Source organism: Massiliimalia massiliensis, from assembly GCF_900155615.1.
Taxonomy (GTDB): domain Bacteria; phylum Bacillota; class Clostridia; order Oscillospirales; family Ruminococcaceae; genus Massiliimalia; species Massiliimalia massiliensis.
Genome location: NZ_FUHT01000004.1, coordinates 469832 through 487902 on the forward strand (window position 1 = coordinate 469832; position 18071 = coordinate 487902).

Sequence of the window (18071 nt, forward strand, 5' to 3'; positions counted from 1 at the left end):
CAGAAACGAAAGTTTCTGCTTCTTCCGCATTTACGGAAAAAACGCCTTGCCGTCTTATCGGCAGGGCGTTTTTTGTCGTTTAGGAAGATCATTCCAGACAAATAAAATTGCAAAAATAAAAAAATACTGTATAATATACGTAAATAAGCACAGAGCATGCAGTGGTTTCAGAGAGGGGAACGAATTGTGTATAAAATCATGATTGTGGACGACGAAGATGACGCATTGGGATATATTCGGCAATTAATTGATGCGGTTGATTTTGAAGTTCAGATTGTCGGGGAAGCACATAATGGAGCGGAAGGGCTGAAGGTGTTCCAGGAAAAGCAGCCCGACATTGTGCTGACGGATGTTGTAATGCCCGGAATGACCGGGCTGGAGATGGTGGATCAGATGATCAAAATGGGATCAGACTGTTTTTTTATCATCCTGACGGCTTACAATGACTTTAATTATGCCAAACAGGCGATTGATTTAGAGGTAAAATCCTATATTCTCAAGCATGAGCTGGATGAAGTCATTTTGTTAAAAACCTTACAGCACATCAAAGAGCACCTTGACCGTCGTGCTGTTTCAGGGCTGAGGCAAAAATGGTCGGAATACCAGGACGCGCTTGATAACCATTTTGCTTTCCTTCCTGCCTATATGAGTGAATATGTACCGGAAAGCGAGGCGGTGCTTCTTCAGGTCAGGGTGTACAAAAAGGAACTGCTGGCGGAACAGAGGGACAAGCTGGTGCAGGCGATCCTTAAGGAAACTGAAAAGCCGGTACGGCATTTTGATGTCCTGCACTGTGTAGACGACCGTCTCACTGCGGTTTTATATCTTCCGCCGCTCGCTAAGGGGAAAAGCTACCGTTACCGGTATATCCTGGAGCAGCAGGACAGGCTGAAGGAATTAATTGGAAGCCCAATTGCAACGGGCGTCAGCCTGCCGTTTCCATGCTGGACAGGCTTGAAGACGGCTGTCGAACAGGCGTCACAGGCTTTGGTAAATCAGTTTTTCCAGCGAAATGAATCGGTATTCTTCTATCTCGGAAGAATGGATATCCCTGACAGGCCGGGAAAGCGCTTGCAAATGGCTTCTCGCCGGTACAGGGAACGGAAAAATATGGCCCTACACAGGTTTTATCTTCTGTTGCCTGTGCGGTAGACCATACTGAGCTCTCGAACGGAATGGTTTTGGATCTGAAATTTCAGCCGGCTTACTTTCAGAAAGAGGAGAAGCGCAGCGCGGTCAGGGCGCTCTTTGAAAGCTACTTTGATATGGGTGGAATGGAAATCCAGTGTAACGTTGTGGACAGAGAGATACTGCTGGAAGCGCAGAGGCGCCCGGCAGAATATAAGAACCTGATTGTTCGCGTATCGGGATTCAGCGCTTATTTTGTCACCCTTTCTCCGGAAGTACAGGAGGAAATTATCACAAGGACAGGGTGGGGAAGCAGATGAATGGCCGGCTGAAAGACGGCAATGGAAAGGGACTAGTGTTTGATATCCAGCATTTTTGCTTGGACGACGGCCCGGGAATTCGGACCACTGTGTTTTTAAAAGGATGCAGTCTAAAATGCCGCTGGTGCCACAATCCCGAATCAATTTCCCCGAAGCCTGAACTGATGCACAGTACGGTTGGGGAACATATATGCGGAAAGTGGTATACGCCGCAAGCAGTGCTAAACGAGGTGCTTTGGGATAAGATATACTACGGCAGAACCTCCGGCGGAGTCACCTTTTCCGGCGGAGAACCGATGCTTCAGCGAGACTTTCTGCTGACGCTCTCCAGAATGTGCAGGGATCAGGATATTTCCACAGCACTAGACACCGCCGGAAATGTTCCGGCCTCCTGGTACAGCCCAGAGCTTCTGGAAAATATAGATCTCATATTGTATGATATCAAGGCGGTTGATCCTGCCTTGCATCAACGGTGTACAGGATGCTCCAACGAACAGGTTCTCGATAACCTGCGGAAGCTTTCTGCGGATCGAAAAAGGCTGTGGATTAGAATTCCCTTTATTCCAGGCTTAACCTGTACTGCGGAGGAAGTGAAACGGATTGCAAAGCTTCTGCGATCTTTGCAGTCCGTAGAGCGGGTTTGGCTTCTGCCTTACCATTCCTTGGGGGAATCAAAATATCAGGCACTGGGTATAGAATGGACAGAGCGGTTTTTATCCCCGCCGCCAGGAGAAATTGCGCGGATACAGGAACAGTTTGCAGCAAACGGAATTAAAATTGAAATTGGGTAATTGACGGCAGACGCGGCAAGGCGCTGACCAGAATCAATCTGGTCAGCGCCTTGCCGCGTTTCAATCATTATAGACTTTTTTTCAGGAACTTCAGTAAAACTTTTCCTTGCTCCAGATACATTTTCTGCTGGGAATCAGGCAATGAGCGGAATACGCACAGCAGTTCATCCTCTAAATGATTTGCAGTAAATCCGGTCTGCCGGTCTAAAAGATAATCTGTGGAAACCTTAAAATAATTAGCAAATTGTTTTAAGGTTTCAAAATCGGGTTCCCGTATATTTCTGATATAGTTACCCAATGTCGAGGCTGCAATATTCATGTCTTTAGCAAGTTGTTTTTGTGAGATATCGTGATTATCCAATAATTCGCGTAAAATATCGCCAAACTGCATTGGGTCGTCCTCCTTATTTTCTTTCATTATATAGAATTGCAAAAAATTAGTCATTAATTGTCACAAAAAGAATTGACAATACACAAAATGAAGTGATATAATTCAAATTGAATGTTATGGTTTGACATAAAGGAGATTTTCAAATGGTTTGTGAAAAAAAGATTAGCGTTATTATCCCGGCTTTTAATGCGGAAGCTGAAATTGGACGATGCCTTGATAGTATATTAAATCAAACAATCCACGACTACATAGAGATTATATTGATTGATGACGGCAGCAAAGACAATACTTTTGAAATTCTGCAGCAGTATCAAAAAAACTATCCAATGCAAATTAAAGTACTTCGGCAGGAAAACTCCGGGCCGTCGGCGGCGAGAAATCGAGGACTGGAGATTGCGTCTGGAAAATATATTGGGTTTTGCGACAGCGATGACTATATCGCCCCGACTATGTATGAAGAAATGCTAGAAGAGATGGAAAAGCCGGAAATCACCTTGGTAGAATGCGGAAGATACAATGTTTATGAAAACGGACGTGAAAAAGAGGTCATCAATCATAGTGAAGTATCTGGAAATTCTCTAAATGAGGACAGCAGAGTATTGACACAAACAACTGCTTTTATTTGGGATAAATTATTTCGGAAAGATATCATAAAAAACTATCAGATCTGTTTTCCTGAAGATTTTCACTATGCAGAGGATTACGTTTTTTTATCAAAATATAAATATTTTTCTCATCGAGTCACAATCTTGACAAAGCCTTTATGTTATCATCTTATACAAAATAACCATTCCATTACGAATGTCTGTGACGAGCGCTGGCTGGACATTCCTAAATCGCTTGCACATATAAATGATTTTTTTATCCAGCATGGCAGATTTGATCAGTACAATAAATTGCTGTTAAGGCAATCCTGTGGTTATTTTACTCGCAGAATTGCCCTGATGAAAAAATGTAAAAATAAAAAGGTTCAGATGCAATTTGTCAAAAGTTTTTATACTTATTTTGATTTCTATTTTCCAAACTGGAAAGGCACCCTGAGAAACTTTAGAACCAAAAAGCCAAAATATTTCCGTACAAAATTGAATTCTATGAGATTTTACATTTATACGCCTAATCGGCTCTATAGGATTGTTTCCAAATGTTATAGGTTTATTTTGAGAAATACTAAAAAACTAACCTATAACCGTGTTTATTATGGCTTTTGCCGAAAACATTATTCGGTACAGAAGAAACAGGCGCTGTTTATGTCCTACTATGGCGGGAATCTGACTGACAGCCCGTTCTATATGGCGAAGGAATTGCTGGCCCACCCGGGATATGAAATCTATTTTGCTACAAGAAATCCTTATCATGACAAGCTGTATTTGCGTTATCAGGGAATGGAGCAAATCAAGCTGGTTCGTGTCCACTCTAAAAAATTTGTAAAAATCTTGGCTACTGCAAACTATATTGTGAATAACTCCCGATTACCGGAATATGTAAATAAAAGGCCGGAGCAGGTGTTTTTAAATACTTGGCATGGAACTCCTTTGAAAAAGCTGGGCAGGGAGATGAACCATGGTCTCAAAGACCTGGGAAACAATCAGACGCAATTTTTGATGTCTGACTACCTGCTATACCCCAATGAGTACACACGCCGGCACATAATGAAAAATTTTGATCTTGACGCCCTTTATACCGGGAAGGTTATCCTATCTGGCTATCCAAGGAATACTGTCTTTTTTGATTCTTCTGAGATAGAACAGATCAAGCGGAATCTTGGAATAGAAGGAAAGAAAATCTTTGTTTACATGCCAACCTGGAGAGGGAATACGATCCAGACAGCAGATATTTCAAAATACCAAGCAGAAGTAGAAGAAATTTTAACAGCTTTGGATCGCGAATTATCAGACGACATTGTTGTTTTTGTCAAGCTGCATCAAATCATTATGAAAAAGGTGAAGCTGGGGACATACAATCGGATTCGGACGCTGCATCCGTATTTGGAGACGTATCAGTTTCTGAATATTGCAGATGCCTTAATTACAGATTATTCCAGTGTATTTTTTGATTTTGCAAATACTCAAAAAGAGATCATACTTTTTATGTATGATTATGAAGAATATGTAGACGGCAGGGGAATGTATTTTGATGTGAATGAGCTTCCGTTTGTGAAGATATATGATCTTGACAGTCTGATTCAATATATGAATACAAAAAATAAATTTGTAGTTTCTGAAGAGTATCAAAAATTTTTGGATCATTTTTCTTCACTCGAATCAGCAGAAAATACAAAAATAGTAAATGATATTGTTTTTGAAGGCAAGGAGATTCCGGATAAAGTAATCAGATACCGTCAAAATTATGAAACGGCGCATGAGGTCATAATATGCAGCAATCTGGACACAGAAGAGAAACAGCAGGAATTTGAAATCATTTTAAAGCATATTACGGCTGAAACCATTCTGGTGTTTAAACAGAAAACTTTTACGGAAGAAACAGAACGAATTATCCGTCTGAATCAGGAAAGGATACCGCAATGCCTTGTAGTACCGGAAGGAATGGCCGTTTCCTTGTTTGGCAAGATCGCTGTCTTTCTGTATCGTCGGACAGGGCTATTTAAACACAGCGTAAAATCTATCTATCGGCAGGAATTAGACCGTATATTGCCACAGATCAATATTTCCAGATTGATCAATTATACCAGGGATCGCAAATATATGGATATAGAATCTTTGTTTACAGGAAAAGGGGAATTATTATGAGGCGCGTGCTTACATATGGGACGTTTGATCTGCTCCACTATGGGCATATTAACCTATTGAAAAGAGCAAAGGCGTTGGGCGACTATCTCATTGTAGCTTTATCCACTGATGAATTTAACGCTCTAAAAGGAAAGAAAGCATACCACAATTATGCAACCAGAAAAATGATGCTGGAAGCAGTACGGTATGTAGATTTAGTGATTCCGGAAAATAATTGGGAGCAAAAAATCGACGACATAAAAAAATATGACGTTGACATTGTCGTGATGGGGAGCGACTGGGCCGACAGCGACCGTTTTCGGTATTTGGAACAGTATTGCAGCCTGGTATTTCTAGAACGCACGAAAGGGATATCTACCACCCAGATTAAGGATACATTGGGAAACCGGTAACTTCATCCTGGCCCAAACTAAAAAGAGAAGCTGAAAAAATTTCAGCTTCTCTTTTTTGCTGTTATTTTCACTTTAATACCGCTGTACTTCCATCGTCTGCATAATTTTATCGTCATTAATCTGGGAAAGATTTGTTTTTAGAATCAACTGGGTAGGAAGATACAGTACGTTGGTATCCAAGGTAAGTGCGTTTTCCTTGAGCAGCTTGTATAAGACCTTGATGGTGTAGTATCCCTGGCGGTATGGAAATTGGAAAAAGCTGCCGAATAAAACCTGTCTCCGGATATATTCTTCTATCTCTTCGTTGATGTCATAGCCTAAGACAAAGGTGTTAGACTGCAGTTCTGAAATTGCCCGGGCAATTCCGATTGTTCCCATCATGCTGTTACTGAAAATTGCGGGAATTTTTGTACTTAATAAGAGTTGTTTTGATATTTCATAGGCGTTTTCAATGTTATCATAGAAATCATAGACGCCGGCAACCTGGATGTCCGACTGGCGTTGGATATAATCCAAAAAGCCGTGAATTCGCTGTGTTAAGCCCTCGGCAGATACTAAGCTGCGCATGAGTGCAACCGATGAACCCTTTGGCAGGATGCTGCAGTAGAGCTGTGCCGCAAGCTGTCCGGAAATATAGGCGTTTTCCCCTACAAAACAGCTCCGGGAAGAATTGGGGAGATCGTTGTTAAAGGTGACGACTGGGATGCCCTGCTTTGTCGCGGCCTCTACCAATGGGTCGAGCAGCAGGGTATGGGTGGGGGAAAGAGCAATTGCGTCATAGCTGTGCTGGTTGATAATTTCTGTTAACTGTTCTGACTGAATCTGGGGACTATAGTTGTCGGCAAGAAGAAAGTCGATTGACAAGCCGAAAATCCGGTATTCATTATAGGCGGCCTTTGCACCTTCGATGATGTTCTGATAAAAAAAGTTGTCCGGACAGAGGAATGCGATTTTAGATTTCCTTTTTGATGAAAGGTGGCTGGCGATGACATTTGGCTGGTACTGCATTTCGGCCGCGCGCTGGAGAATCCGCTGCTTTGTATCTTCATTGATCCGTCCCTGTCCTGTCAGGGCGCGGTGTACAGTAGCAACTGAGAGCCCCATAGACTCTGCAATATCAGCCAATGTTGTTTTTGATCCCATAATTTTATCCTCCTTTGCATTTTAAATTATCAAGTAATCTTGAAGCCTGGTTAACCCTCCGGACGAAGCTCCCACCATTTTGTCTGTGGATATTCTCTGATGAAGCATTCAGAGAGCAGATGAATTGCTTTGGAAAGCCCTTCTTCCCGCGTCATGAGCGCATCCTCGTGTTCGACGCTGATTACGCCGTCATATCCGATCTCTGACAGGATAGAAATGATGTTGTTCCACACCTCGGCTGAATGCCCGTAACCGACTGTGCGGAAGTTCCAGCTCCGCTGTGAAAAATCGGAATAGGGCTGAGGATTCAGCACACCGCTACGACGGACGCGTTCAGGATAGACGTAGCAGTCCTTGGCGTGGACATGATAAATTGACTTGCCGAGCTCTTCGATGGCAATACAAGGGTCGATTCCCTGCCAGAAAAAATGGCTGGGGTCGAAATTCGCTCCGATCACCGGGCTGGTATGGGAACGGAGTTTGAGCAGTGTATCCGCATTATAAACTGCAAAACCGGGGTGCGGTTCCATTGCCAGTTTGGTAACGCCATGTTCTTCAGCGAAGGCCGCTGCCTGATGCCAATAGGGGATCAGTACCTCTTCCCATTGATATTCCAATGCTTTGCTGTAGTCCTCCGGCCATGGGCAGGTGATCCAGTTCGGAGTCCGATCCTCCTTACGGCCTCCGGGACAGCCAGAGAGAACCAGGACAGTATCCACCTTTAATTTTTCCGCCAGCAGCACGGTCTGCACAAAGTCGTGGTGGTAGCGCTTTGCCTGCTCCGGATCAGGATGAACCGGATTTCCCTGCGTCCCCAATCCGCTGATGGAAAAACCGTACCGTTTTAAAAGCTCAGAAAAGCGAAGGCGTTCCGTTTCGGAATGAAGAAGCGCTGGAACGTCGACATGGTTTGACCTTGAATATCCGCCGGTTCCGAGTTCGATGGTGTGAATCTGCTGACGAGAAAGATAGGACAGGACATCTTCCAGCGGAAGATCATTGAATAAAATGGAAAAAACACCGATTTTCATATAACCGCCCCTCATATCATAAAAATTGATTTAGCGAAAAAATATTTCATTTATTATTATAGCGTATTTTAAAAAAATGTCAAATATTTGCGGTAAAAAGAAAAAAATTAGGAAATGATTTGGATAAATCGCCAAATGATTTTTAATATAAATGTGGATATATACAAATAATTAAATATTATTTCTAAATTATTGACAAATGTGTCTTATAAACTTATAATTAGGTTGTGATAACGATTTCGCAAAATTTACATCATTTGAGGGGTATGATCATGAAAAAAGTCACAATCGGCTTAATGCCAACCAGACGGTTTTGTTTCTCCCGGGAAGATGCGTTGAAATATAAGGGTTTGGTTGAAGACAAACTAAGAGAATGGGAAATTGATTTTGTCAACATTGATTCTGTAAATGAAGAAGGCTTGCTCCTGACTCTGGAGGACGCGAAAAAGACCGTTTCGCTGTTTCAGGAAAAAAAGGTGGATGCCGTGTTTGCCCCGCACGTTAACTTTGGAACCGAAGAGGTTGTGGCTTATGTAGCGCGAAAGATGCAAAAGCCGTTTCTGCTGTGGGGGCCTCGGGATGAAAATCCCATGCCGAACGGCGAGCATTTGAGAGATAGTCAGTGCGGCCTTTTCGCAACCAGCAACGTACTAAACAAGTATCATGTGCCATTTACATATATTACAAATTCACGTCTTGATTCAGAGGTGTTCCGGCGCGGTGTTTTTAATTTTGTAGCTGCGGCTCGGATCGTGAAGAACTTTATGGGTGCGAGAATCGGCCAGATCAGTACCAGGCCGGATAATTTCTATACTGTGATTATCAACGAGCAGGAGCTGCTCACCAAATGGGGAATTGAGCTGGTTCCGATCACGCTGTTTCATGTGCAGAATTCGGTGGAGCGGTTAATCAAGGAAGATCCCCGGGTCATGGAAGAGGTTGAGTCGATCCGTAATAGAATTGCGCTGAAGGATATGACAGAACAATCGCTGCTGCAGACGGCGGCGTTAAAGCTCTTTATGCTGGATTGGGCGAAGGAGCAGGATTTGAGCGCCATTGCGATCAAATGCCACGATGATCTGCCGAATCAGATGCAGTTTTATTCCTGCTTTGCGAATGCCGAGGTCACTGCGGCAGGAATACCAGTGGCCTGTGAGACAGATATTCATGGAGCAATCAGCTCCATATTGGTTCAGAGCGCCAGCAACATTACAGACCAGACATTTTTAGCGGATATGACTATGCGCCATCCGGACAATGAAAATGCCGAGCTTCTGTGGCACTGCGGGAACTTCCCGATGACAATGTGCAAAAACGGATGCGACGCGTTTCTGGGAAGGCACTGCAATATCAGGCCGCCGCTTCCGGGAACCGGGAATTTTGAGATTTCCGCCAGGGATGTTACAGTGGTGCGGTTTGACGGGCTGGACGGAGAGTATTCTCTGCTGATTGGACAGGGGAAGCAAACCACAGGGCCCTATAATCTTGGAACCTATCTCTGGATGGAAGTGAACAACTGGCCGCTATGGGAAGAACGGTTGATTTACGGACCGTATATCCACCATGTTGCGGGTGTGGCGGATCAATGTGCAGCCGCCCTCTATGAAGCAACCCGGTATATTCCGGGACTGAAGCCTGACCCGGTTGATCCGACAGAAGCGCAGATCAAGGCGTATTTGCGCGGGGAGGACTGGGACTGATGGAACACCAGCCTTATCTTTTGAGCTTTGGCGTCATGATCATGGACTTTTTCCCCGGAGAGCTGGGGGTGGATTTGACTCATATGAAATCGTTCCATCCGATGCCGGGAGGCTCCTGTGCTAATGTGGCGGTAGCGGCGGCCAAATTCGGAGTCCGGAGCCTTTTTGCCGGAAAAGTTGGAAAGGATGCGTTCGGTAACTGTCTGATTCAAACCCTAAACGATTATGGGGTAGAGACGCAGCACCTTCTGCAGGATGGCCAGGTTCGGACGACGCTGAACTTTCACGCTAAGCCAGCGTCCGGTTCGATTGAATATTTGTTTTATCGCAATCCTGGTGCAGATGCAAATTTGCGGCCGGAGGAAATTGATCTTGAAATGGTACGGAACGCTTCCTGGATTCATCTGGACTCGCTTTGCCTAACTGTTTCCCCAATCCGGGAAGCAACGGAGTATCTGCTCGGTGAAGCAAAAAAAGCAGGTGTTCCGGTTTCGTTTGACTGTAATTACAGAGAGGTACTGTGGGACAGTCCGAGAGAGGCGGCAAAAGCCTTTGAGAGCATGCTGCCGTATGCGGATCTTCTGAAAATGAACGAGGATGAATACGAGCTGATGTGCCGGTATATGGGAAATGATCATTGGCTGGAGAATCGTCCGGATTCTTTGAAGCTCTGTATTGTTACAATGGGAAGCAGAGGCAGCAGGATTTATTATCGGGATAAAGTCCTTGAGATTCCTGTTTTGCCTGTGCAGGTGCGGGATTCCATCGGCTGCGGAGACGCGTTCATCGCCGCCTTCCTTTCCTATGTGGTTCGGCATAAGCTTTCTTTATCTGATCTTAGTACGTCCCAGCTAAAGCAGGCGGGCTTATTTGCGGATACGGCAGCGTCGCTGACCGCTGTAAAAGAAGGCGCTATGCCCGCTATCCCTTCCTATCTGGAGGTACAGAGGATTTTTGCGGAGCGAATGAAAGAAGAAACGGAAGAGGGAAAATAGAATGGTTTCATTTCAGGAATTAGGTCTTGTGAATACAAAGGAATTATTTCGCAAGGCATATGACGGCGGATACGCTGTCCCGGCATTCAATTTTGTTTTTACGGAGCAGCTTCAGGCGATCATTGATGCTTGCATCGAGCTGCAGTCGCCGGTGATTATTCAGGCTTCCGCCCATACCTGTGAGAACATGGGGATTGAATATGTCCGGCATCTGGTATCGGCAAGCATGGAACGGGTCGCTGCGAAAAACAGCCCGATTCAGGTTGCGTTAAACCTTGACCACGGGCTGCGGTTTGAAGACTGCAAGCGCTGTATTGAAAACGGCTTTTCCTCAGTAATGATTGACGGCTCTGCAAAGGAGTTTTCGGAAAATATTGCGATTTCTAGGCAGGTTGTGGAGCTTGCGCATCCGCATCATGTCTGTGTAGAAGGAGAATTGGGCATACTCTCCGGGAAAGAAGGAGAGGTCAGCCACAGCGAATCGAAATATACCGACCCCAAAGCGGTAAAAGAATTTGTAGAAGCCTCTGGAGTTGACAGTCTGGCGATTTCGATTGGAAGCTGCCACGGCGTCGTGAAAATCGTTGCCGATGAGGATGGGAATTTTCCTCCGCTGAGGTTTGATATTTTGAAAGAAATTGAAGAATCGCTGCCGGGATTTCCGATTGTACTGCATGGCTCCTCCTGCATTTATCCGGAATATGTAGAGATGATTAACCGCCACGGCGGGCATCTGACCGCCGCGCAGGGAATTCCGGAGGAACAGGTTAAGCGTGCGGCGGAAAGCGCGGTCTGCAAAATAAACGTTGCTTCCGACGGCTGGATTGCGGCAACCGCGGCAGCCCGGAAAGCACTATGGGAAAATCCCGAAACGATTGACCCGAGAACATTTTTAAAGGCCTCGCGTGCAGAGATGACCCGCCTGTATATCAGAAAAATCCAACAGGTGATGGGCAGCGCAGGGAAATGCTAAAAAAGCTCAATGAGGGGGAATATCAGTGGCGAAAATTGGAATTCAGCTTTATACAGTCAGAGATAAGCTGGCAAAGGATTATCTGGGAACAATCCGCAAAATGAAAGCTTTAGGCTATGAGGGAGTGGAGTTTCCGGCCGGTGCGATCGAGGCAGCAACTGCGGAAGAAATTCATACGGTTTTAAAGGAAACGGAACTTGAATTAGCCGGCTTTACCTTTGAACACCGCGACTTTGAAACGCGGATAGAGGAAATCATTGCCTATACGCTGGCATGCGGGGCAAAGACAATTGTCTATCCCTGGCTGCCGGAGGAAAAAAGACAGTCGGCGGATGATTATGTCCGGTTTGCGCAGCAGCTCGGCCTATGGGGAAAACAGCTCAGGGAAAATGGGATTTCACTGCTGTACCATATTCATGGATATGAGTTTGAAGCCTTTGATGGGAAAACAGGATTTAACTTGTTTTTTGAGGCATTGGATCTTGACGCGGTCAAGCTGGAAATTGACGTTTATTGGGTAGAGTCCGGCGGAGTTGACTGTATCACGTTTATGGAACGGTACGGAAAATACAGTCCCAGCATCCATTTTAAAGATTATCTGAAGCGTGACGGAAAGCTGGTGGACACCGAGATCGGAGATGGTGCAATCGACATGGTAAAGGTTGCTGAAATCGGTCTCCGGGAAGAAGCGGACTGGTTTATTGTAGAGCAGGAGGAGTTTGATAAACCGACGCTTGAATCAGCTGGAATCAGCGCGAACAATCTGTTCCATATCCGGGAACAGGCGATGAAATAGAACAGAAGGGAATTTTCGATGAAACAAGCTCTGAATATCGGGCTGATTGGCCATAAATTTATGGGAAAGGCACACAGCCATGCCTATCGTGATCTGGAAATGTTTTTTGAGATTGACCACCATCTGGTCTGCCATACTCTCTGCGGTATGGAGGATGATTTGGAAGAAGCGGCTGAGAGGTACGGTTTCCTGCATACAACGCGGGATTGGAAATCAGTGGTGGAAAATCCGGAAATTGATGTGATCGATATCTGCACGCCGGATAAATTCCATAAAGAAATTGCGATTGAAGCAGCCAAACACGGGAAGCATGTGATCTGTGAAAAACCGCTTTGTCTAAATTATCAGGAAGCGCGGGAAATGTACAGCGCAGTGAAGGCGAACGGGGTGCATCACCTTTGCAATTTCACTTACCGGGGACTGCCTGCGATCAAGCTGGCAAGGCAACTCATTGAATCGGGAAAGATTGGTGAGATTTATCATTTCCGTGGTTTCTATTTTCAAGATTTTTCTCTCTCGCCAGATTTTCCGTTTGTCTGGAGAATGGATAAGGAATTGGCAGGAGCGGGGATTATTGGAGACAAAGGCGCGCATGTAGTTGACCTTGCGCGGTATTTGGCGGGAGAAATTCAAGAGGTATGCTGTCAATCCGCCGTATTTGTAAAGGAAAGGAAAGCTGCTGAAAGCGGGGAGAAAAAAACAGTTACTACAAGTGATGCGGCAGTTTTCCTCGCGCGCTTTGAAAATGGTGCCTTGGGAAATTTTGAGGTTTCCAATATGAGCGCCGGCAGGAAAAATGCGCTCCTATTTGAGATTACCGGTTCGAAAGGCGCGATTCGGTTTGATCTGGAACGACTGAACGAATTGGAGGTCTATTTTGATGAAGAGGAAGAAGAAGTCAAGGGATTTCGGAAAATTCATGTGACGGAATCCTGTCATAACCTAGTATCTCACTGGTGGCCGTCAGGACACAACCTTGGCTGGGAGCACACCTTTATTCACCAGATTTATGGGCTGGTGCACGCCATAGAAACCGGAACAGAAAACGAATCGAATTTTTATGACGGCATGGCCTGCCAGCAGGTGCTGGATGCGGCGGCTCTGTCCGATCAGAAGCATAGTTGGATTGCTGTGAATGAAATAGGAGGAGTATAGGATGGGAAAACCATGCTTTCGGAAACATGTGATAGGAGAGCTAGTCAACGCAGTGGCAGATGGTCAGATGAATACCTTTTGTGGGATCGGCGATTTTAATGCCGATGGAAAACCGGACTTTGCTGTATGCGGCAGAAACGGTGAGATGGCCTGGTTTGAAAACGGCGGTACAGAAGCTCCTTGGAAAAAGCATCATATCGCTCATGTTGTACGTCAGGAATGCGGAGGCAGGGCAATTGATTTAACTGGGAACGGTTTTCCGGACATTATTAATGGTTCGGACTGGAAGAACGACGAAATGTCCTGGTGGGAAAACCCGGGAGATGATAGGGAGTGGAAACGGCATTTGATCGCCAAAACCGGCCAGGGCCAGCAGCATGATACCATGCTTGCTCCAATCAAAAACGATGGACAGAATTATTTGATATTCACTAACCAAATTCCTGAAACAACGATATTCTGCGTCCCAATTCCGTCTGATCCTTACCAGAGCCCATGGCCGGGATTGGAAGTGATTGCTAAAGGTAAAACACTGCCGAATCCTCATCAACAGACCGGTGTACAGCCGGATGAAGGGCTGGCAGTTGGAGATGTGGACAATGACGGGAAACTTGAGTTAGTGTGCGGGGTATCCTGGTACAAGTGGAGAAACGGCGGATGGGAATGTCACCAGTTCACTGCAGAAAACTACATCACCAATAAGATTGCTGTTGCGGATATTGACCGGGACGGAAAAAATGAAATTCTTCTTTCCGAAGGGGATGCCTGGATTTACGGAAAAAGTGAGGGCGGTAAGCTCGCATGGTTTAAACCGCAGGAAGAATGTTATGACGGGATATGGACGGAACATATTGTCGAAACAGGTTTGCTGGATGCCCATTCTATTGCTGTGGCAGATCTGTGCGGAAATGGATACCCTGATATTTTTGTCGGCGAGATAGGAGCGTGCCGAGGTGACAGCGAAGACTATGCAGTTCGGCCGCCGCGGTTAATGGTGTATGAAAACGACGGGACTGGGAACTTTACGACTCGTTATATTATTGATGAGGGAACAGGAATTCATGAAGCCGTTTTGACTGATATGACTGGAGACGGAACGCTTGATATTGTTGGAAAGCCACTGCACGGCCCAGAAAAATGGAGTCTGCATGTGTGGTTTAATAAATCATTAGATAAATAAACTGAACAGAAAAGGAGAATTGGTATGAAAAACTTAAAACTGACGGCTGGATTATTAGCTTTAGTCCTTGCCGGGACAATGACATTGTCCTCCTGCGGCGGAAATAGCAATGCGGCAGGCTCTGCTGGCGGAGACAATGAAAACAATGGCGGGGAAAAGGTCAAGCTTACTTTTGCTTGTACTTGGGTTGAAGAAGAGATGCGGGATCAGACCTATCCGCTTGATATTGTAAACAAATATGCGCAGGACAATAACATCGAACTGTCCATTGACCCATACAACTCTTCTGATTATCAGAATACGGTTTTTAAGACTATGGCGGCGGCAAAGAACTTGCCGGAGATTTTCCTCATTAACAGTATGGATATGAAATCCAGCGTAAAGGGCGGGCTGCTTTATGATCTGACATCCTATCTTGATGAGGATACAGCATGGGCGGACTCCTTCCTGCCGGGCTTGTTCGTAGAAACGACCTTTGATGACAAAATTTACGGTGTGCCATATCAGTTCATTACCAATGAATGCGTTTATTTCAATAAGAACATTTTGTCAGAGCTAGGCTATGAAACCGTTCCGGCAGAATGGGCTGAATTCCTGGAACTCTGCGAGAAGGCCAAAAATGCCGGATATATTCCGATTGCCTTGGGCGATAAAGACGGCTGGCCGCTTTATTCCAACCTTGCGGAAATACTCTGTGAATACCTCTGTGGTCCGGAATGGGTCGCTGCTATCGGCGGCTATACGGATCAGGCGAGCTATGATGACCCAAAGTTTATTTCTGTTTTGACAACGATTAAAGACCTGAACGATAAGGGATATTTCAACGAGGACATGGTTTCTATCGACAACAATACACAGGATAAAGCTTATTTCTACAATGAAAAAGCAGCTATGATCCTTGGCGGCTCTTACACGCTGACTGGTTTGGTTACAGACTGTCCAGAAGAATTGATTCCGTCCTTAGGCGTTGCACCGACTCCGCGTCCGGCTGGCGCAATTGATTCTGTGAAAGCAGGTATCTTTACTGGTGGATCTGGCTGGGAAGTCGCGGTAAATGCAGAAAATACTCAGAAACAGGCTGACGCGGCTGTTGGGATCGCCAAAGCAATGACCGGCCAGGAATATGCCCGCAATGATGTCGAGGTCGGCAGAATTCCAGTTATCAAGATGGAAAACGTTGGCGAATACGATGCAAGTAAAATTCCTGTTCTGCAAGACGATATGAACAAATTGATTTCTCAAGCTCCGAGTATGACCTTGATGAATCAACAGCAGAGCGGCGCCGCAATGTCTGAAATTCTCTATAAGAAGCTGCAGGAAATCATTATTGGTCAGACTACACCGGAACAGGCTGCAAAAGATATCCAGGCAGTTTATGAAGAAGAATGCAAAACGATGCAGTAATTTGAACAAGAACGCTTACTAGCTGGAAGCCCCATTCCCATGCTGAATGGAAATGGGGCTTCTTATACAATAGGGGTGAGAATATGGAAAACGGTTCTTCCATTTTATATCAAATTAAATTCCGAAAAGTGCTGTTTTATTTTTTGATTCCGATTTTGCTGTATTTGTTTATCGTAATCCTGCCATTATGTACAGCTTTTTACTACAGCCTCAATATGACAACAAATTTTACACTTGTTTGGAACGGACTGGACAATTATGTAAAAATACTGTCAGACGACATTTTCTGGCTATCCCTTAAAAATAATATTTTTATCATGATTTTTGCTATTATAACCCAGCTTGTACCGGCTTTTATCATCATGGTAATGATCTCCACCGGGTATGTCTTTAAGAGTAAATTTGTACAGTCGGTTTTCTTTTTTCCATGTGTTATTTCAGCGATAGTGGTTTCCTATTTGTGGCAAATTATGTATGATAATCAGACAGGTGTCTTTAACACACTCCTACGGCTTGTCGGCTTGGAATCTTTGCAGCAAAACTGGCTGGCAGATCCTAAAATTGTCATGACTTCGATTTGTATTCCACTGGCATGGCAATTTATTGGATACTATTTGGTTATTCTGCTCTCGGGAATGTCTGCAATTGACAAGGAAATTTTAGAGGTGGCGGAAATTGACGGAGCAACCGGGTTGAAAAAATCTGTCTACATTATCCTGCCGTTGATGAAAAATACAATCAGTGTAGTGATGTTGCTTTCTGTTACCGGAAGTATTAAAATTTTCGATCAGGTATTCGCTATGACCGGAGGCGGGCCGGGATACGCTTCAAATGTTTTGGGGATGTACTCGTACATTGTTTCCTTTAAACAGGCGAACTATGGCTACGGTTCTGCAATTTCTATTTCGATGTTAATTATCAGCCTATTGCTTATCGGAGTGATGTCGCTGATTAAAAAGGCGGTGAGCCGAAATGACTAGAACAAATCGCATTAATGAAAACGGATATTCGGTCTTTTATCGAATTCGTATCGGAGTATTAAAAGTCCTGATTAACCTGATCTTGTATTTTTTATGCTTGACTTATATTTTTCCATTTTTATGGCTGTTTTACAATTCTCTGAAAGATCGAAAGCAATTCTCTGTCAGTGTATTTGCACTTCCAAATCCGCCGACGTTGTATGCATATAAACATATTTTTAGTTCACCCGATGTATATCGTGCGATTTTTAACAGTGTTTATAATACGTTGATATCACTTGTTTTGATTGTATCGATTTCCTTTGTTCTGGCTTATTTCCTGTCAAGATATCATTTTAAGGGAAGACGGTTGATTTATGGGTTTTTCCTAGTCGGTATGATGATTCCGATTCACGCATTGCTGATTCCGCTTTATATTGAGTGGAATTCATTAAATATGACTAATTCCTATTTTGCTTTACTGCCGGCGTATGTTACTTTTGCATTGCCAATGGCAATTTATCTTTATGACAGTTATATGAAAACAGTTCCGCGATCCATTGAAGAAGCAGCGTTTGTAGACGGCGCGAGCGTTAATTATATTATGACACATATCATGTTCCCGATCTGCCGTCCAATTACAAGTACAGTCTTGATCCTGAACTTCATGAGTTTGTGGAATGAATTTTCTTTTGCTCTGGTACTCAACTCCAAAGCGCAGTTCCGAACCATTCCTGTGTGGCTTACTACCTTTCAAGGACAATATTCAGGCAATATGCCTGTCCGAATTACTGCAATGCTGATTGGAAGTCTGCCGATCATCATTATGTATATTTTCTTCCGGGAAAAAATGATGGAAGGAATGGCGGCTGGCGCAGTAAAGGGGTAATGGAACCTTTTGTTTAAAATTTGGATTTTAAAAAGCGTCTGGTTTTTCCGGACGCTTTTTGCTGATTGGAATGAAAT

Annotated in this window: 16 protein-coding genes and 1 pseudogene; 14 read left to right on the forward strand and 3 right to left on the reverse strand. The window is 44.4% G+C overall.

The genetic code is table 11. The annotated features are described in order from the left end of the window. The first annotated feature begins 198 nt into the window (after nucleotides 1-198). The 3 genes and pseudogenes from CZ360_RS10790 (at nucleotide 199) to CZ360_RS10800 (ending at nucleotide 2239) form a co-directional block, all read left to right on the forward strand. Complete coding sequence (locus CZ360_RS10790) at nucleotides 199-1152, forward strand: response regulator (RefSeq protein ID WP_229408068.1); 954 nt, start codon at nucleotides 199-201, stop codon at nucleotides 1150-1152. Next, nucleotides 1134-1448, forward strand: a pseudogene (locus CZ360_RS10795) (glycine radical domain-containing protein); the annotation flags it as partial. The gene CZ360_RS10790 and the pseudogene CZ360_RS10795, both read left to right, overlap by 19 nt. Further along, the gene (locus CZ360_RS10800; RefSeq protein ID WP_077534208.1) at nucleotides 1445-2239 is read left to right on the forward strand and encodes a glycyl-radical enzyme activating protein; all 795 of its coding nucleotides are present in this window, start codon (nucleotides 1445-1447) and stop codon (nucleotides 2237-2239) included. The pseudogene CZ360_RS10795 and the gene CZ360_RS10800, both read left to right, overlap by 4 nt. A 67-nt stretch (nucleotides 2240-2306) precedes the next feature. On the opposite strand, the gene CZ360_RS10805 is transcribed toward CZ360_RS10800, so the two are convergent. Next, nucleotides 2307-2630: a helix-turn-helix domain-containing protein gene (locus CZ360_RS10805; RefSeq protein ID WP_159438255.1), complete on the reverse strand. Its 324-nt coding sequence runs from the start codon at nucleotides 2628-2630 to the stop codon at nucleotides 2307-2309. A 143-nt stretch (nucleotides 2631-2773) separates the two neighbouring features. On the opposite strand from CZ360_RS10805, the gene CZ360_RS10810 reads away from it, so the two are divergent. After that, entirely contained in the window at nucleotides 2774-5377 is a 2604-nt protein-coding gene (locus CZ360_RS10810) for a bifunctional glycosyltransferase/CDP-glycerol:glycerophosphate glycerophosphotransferase (protein WP_077534210.1), read from the forward strand. Continuing rightward, nucleotides 5374-5769, forward strand: a complete 396-nt coding sequence (gene tagD, locus CZ360_RS10815; protein ID WP_077534211.1) for a glycerol-3-phosphate cytidylyltransferase — start codon at nucleotides 5374-5376, stop codon at nucleotides 5767-5769. The genes CZ360_RS10810 and tagD overlap by 4 nt, the downstream gene beginning before the upstream one ends. A 72-nt stretch (nucleotides 5770-5841) precedes the next feature. Here tagD and CZ360_RS10820 read toward each other — a convergent pair whose 3' ends face one another. Then, complete coding sequence (locus tag CZ360_RS10820) at nucleotides 5842-6912, reverse strand: substrate-binding domain-containing protein (RefSeq protein ID WP_077534212.1); 1071 nt, start codon at nucleotides 6910-6912, stop codon at nucleotides 5842-5844. Nucleotides 6913-6962: 50 nt separating this feature from the next. Beyond that, complete coding sequence (locus CZ360_RS10825; protein WP_077534213.1) at nucleotides 6963-7943, reverse strand: sugar phosphate isomerase/epimerase family protein; 981 nt, start codon at nucleotides 7941-7943, stop codon at nucleotides 6963-6965. A 272-nt stretch (nucleotides 7944-8215) separates the two neighbouring features. Between CZ360_RS10825 and CZ360_RS10830 the strand changes: the two genes are divergently transcribed. The 9 genes from CZ360_RS10830 (at nucleotide 8216) to CZ360_RS10870 (ending at nucleotide 17994) form a co-directional block, all read left to right on the forward strand. Continuing rightward, the gene (locus CZ360_RS10830; RefSeq protein WP_077534214.1) at nucleotides 8216-9643 is read left to right on the forward strand and encodes an L-fucose/L-arabinose isomerase family protein; all 1428 of its coding nucleotides are present in this window, start codon (nucleotides 8216-8218) and stop codon (nucleotides 9641-9643) included. Then, nucleotides 9643-10638, forward strand: coding sequence for a carbohydrate kinase family protein (locus tag CZ360_RS10835; RefSeq protein ID WP_077534215.1), 996 nt, complete (start codon nucleotides 9643-9645; stop codon nucleotides 10636-10638). Before CZ360_RS10830 ends, CZ360_RS10835 begins: the two co-directional genes overlap by 1 nt. Nucleotide 10639: 1 nt before the next feature. After that, complete coding sequence (locus CZ360_RS10840) at nucleotides 10640-11611, forward strand: ketose-bisphosphate aldolase (RefSeq protein ID WP_077534216.1); 972 nt, start codon at nucleotides 10640-10642, stop codon at nucleotides 11609-11611. Nucleotides 11612-11636: 25 nt separating this feature from the next. Further along, entirely contained in the window at nucleotides 11637-12407 is a 771-nt protein-coding gene (locus tag CZ360_RS10845) for a sugar phosphate isomerase/epimerase family protein (RefSeq protein WP_077534217.1), read from the forward strand. A gap of 18 nt (nucleotides 12408-12425) precedes the next feature. Further along, nucleotides 12426-13562: a Gfo/Idh/MocA family protein gene (locus tag CZ360_RS10850; protein WP_077534218.1), complete on the forward strand. Its 1137-nt coding sequence runs from the start codon at nucleotides 12426-12428 to the stop codon at nucleotides 13560-13562. 1 nt (nucleotide 13563) lies between these two features. Next, nucleotides 13564-14742 carry an FG-GAP repeat domain-containing protein gene (locus CZ360_RS10855; protein ID WP_077534219.1) on the forward strand — a complete coding sequence of 393 codons (1179 nt, stop codon included), beginning with the start codon at nucleotides 13564-13566 and terminating at the stop codon, nucleotides 14740-14742. 24 nt (nucleotides 14743-14766) lie between these two features. Further along, on the forward strand, nucleotides 14767-16146 hold the full coding sequence (locus CZ360_RS10860; protein WP_077534220.1) for an ABC transporter substrate-binding protein: 1380 nt from the start codon (nucleotides 14767-14769) through the stop codon (nucleotides 16144-16146). Nucleotides 16147-16229: 83 nt separating this feature from the next. Beyond that, complete coding sequence (locus CZ360_RS10865) at nucleotides 16230-17126, forward strand: carbohydrate ABC transporter permease (protein ID WP_077534221.1); 897 nt, start codon at nucleotides 16230-16232, stop codon at nucleotides 17124-17126. After that, the gene (locus CZ360_RS10870) at nucleotides 17119-17994 is read left to right on the forward strand and encodes a carbohydrate ABC transporter permease (protein ID WP_077534222.1); all 876 of its coding nucleotides are present in this window, start codon (nucleotides 17119-17121) and stop codon (nucleotides 17992-17994) included. Before CZ360_RS10865 ends, CZ360_RS10870 begins: the two co-directional genes overlap by 8 nt. Nucleotides 17995-18071: the final 77 nt, after the last annotated feature.

Bases quoted from the DNA above. Each gene is read 5' to 3' on its own strand.
- CZ360_RS10790 (WP_229408068.1), top strand. From the start codon at position 199: ATGATTGTGGACGACGAAGATGACGCATTGGGATATATTCGGCAATTA.
- CZ360_RS10800 (WP_077534208.1), top strand. From the start codon at position 1,445: ATGAATGGCCGGCTGAAAGACGGCAATGGAAAGGGACTAGTGTTTGAT.
- CZ360_RS10805 (WP_159438255.1), bottom strand. From the start codon at position 2,630: ATGCAGTTTGGCGATATTTTACGCGAATTATTGGATAATCACGATATC.
- CZ360_RS10810 (WP_077534210.1), top strand. From the start codon at position 2,774: ATGGTTTGTGAAAAAAAGATTAGCGTTATTATCCCGGCTTTTAATGCG.
- tagD (WP_077534211.1), top strand. From the start codon at position 5,374: ATGAGGCGCGTGCTTACATATGGGACGTTTGATCTGCTCCACTATGGG.
- CZ360_RS10820 (WP_077534212.1), bottom strand. From the start codon at position 6,912: ATGGGATCAAAAACAACATTGGCTGATATTGCAGAGTCTATGGGGCTC.
- CZ360_RS10825 (WP_077534213.1), bottom strand. From the start codon at position 7,943: ATGAAAATCGGTGTTTTTTCCATTTTATTCAATGATCTTCCGCTGGAA.
- CZ360_RS10830 (WP_077534214.1), top strand. From the start codon at position 8,216: ATGAAAAAAGTCACAATCGGCTTAATGCCAACCAGACGGTTTTGTTTC.
- CZ360_RS10835 (WP_077534215.1), top strand. From the start codon at position 9,643: ATGGAACACCAGCCTTATCTTTTGAGCTTTGGCGTCATGATCATGGAC.
- CZ360_RS10840 (WP_077534216.1), top strand. From the start codon at position 10,640: ATGGTTTCATTTCAGGAATTAGGTCTTGTGAATACAAAGGAATTATTT.
- CZ360_RS10850 (WP_077534218.1), top strand. From the start codon at position 12,426: ATGAAACAAGCTCTGAATATCGGGCTGATTGGCCATAAATTTATGGGA.
- CZ360_RS10855 (WP_077534219.1), top strand. From the start codon at position 13,564: ATGGGAAAACCATGCTTTCGGAAACATGTGATAGGAGAGCTAGTCAAC.
- CZ360_RS10860 (WP_077534220.1), top strand. From the start codon at position 14,767: ATGAAAAACTTAAAACTGACGGCTGGATTATTAGCTTTAGTCCTTGCC.
- CZ360_RS10865 (WP_077534221.1), top strand. From the start codon at position 16,230: ATGGAAAACGGTTCTTCCATTTTATATCAAATTAAATTCCGAAAAGTG.
- CZ360_RS10870 (WP_077534222.1), top strand. From the start codon at position 17,119: ATGACTAGAACAAATCGCATTAATGAAAACGGATATTCGGTCTTTTAT.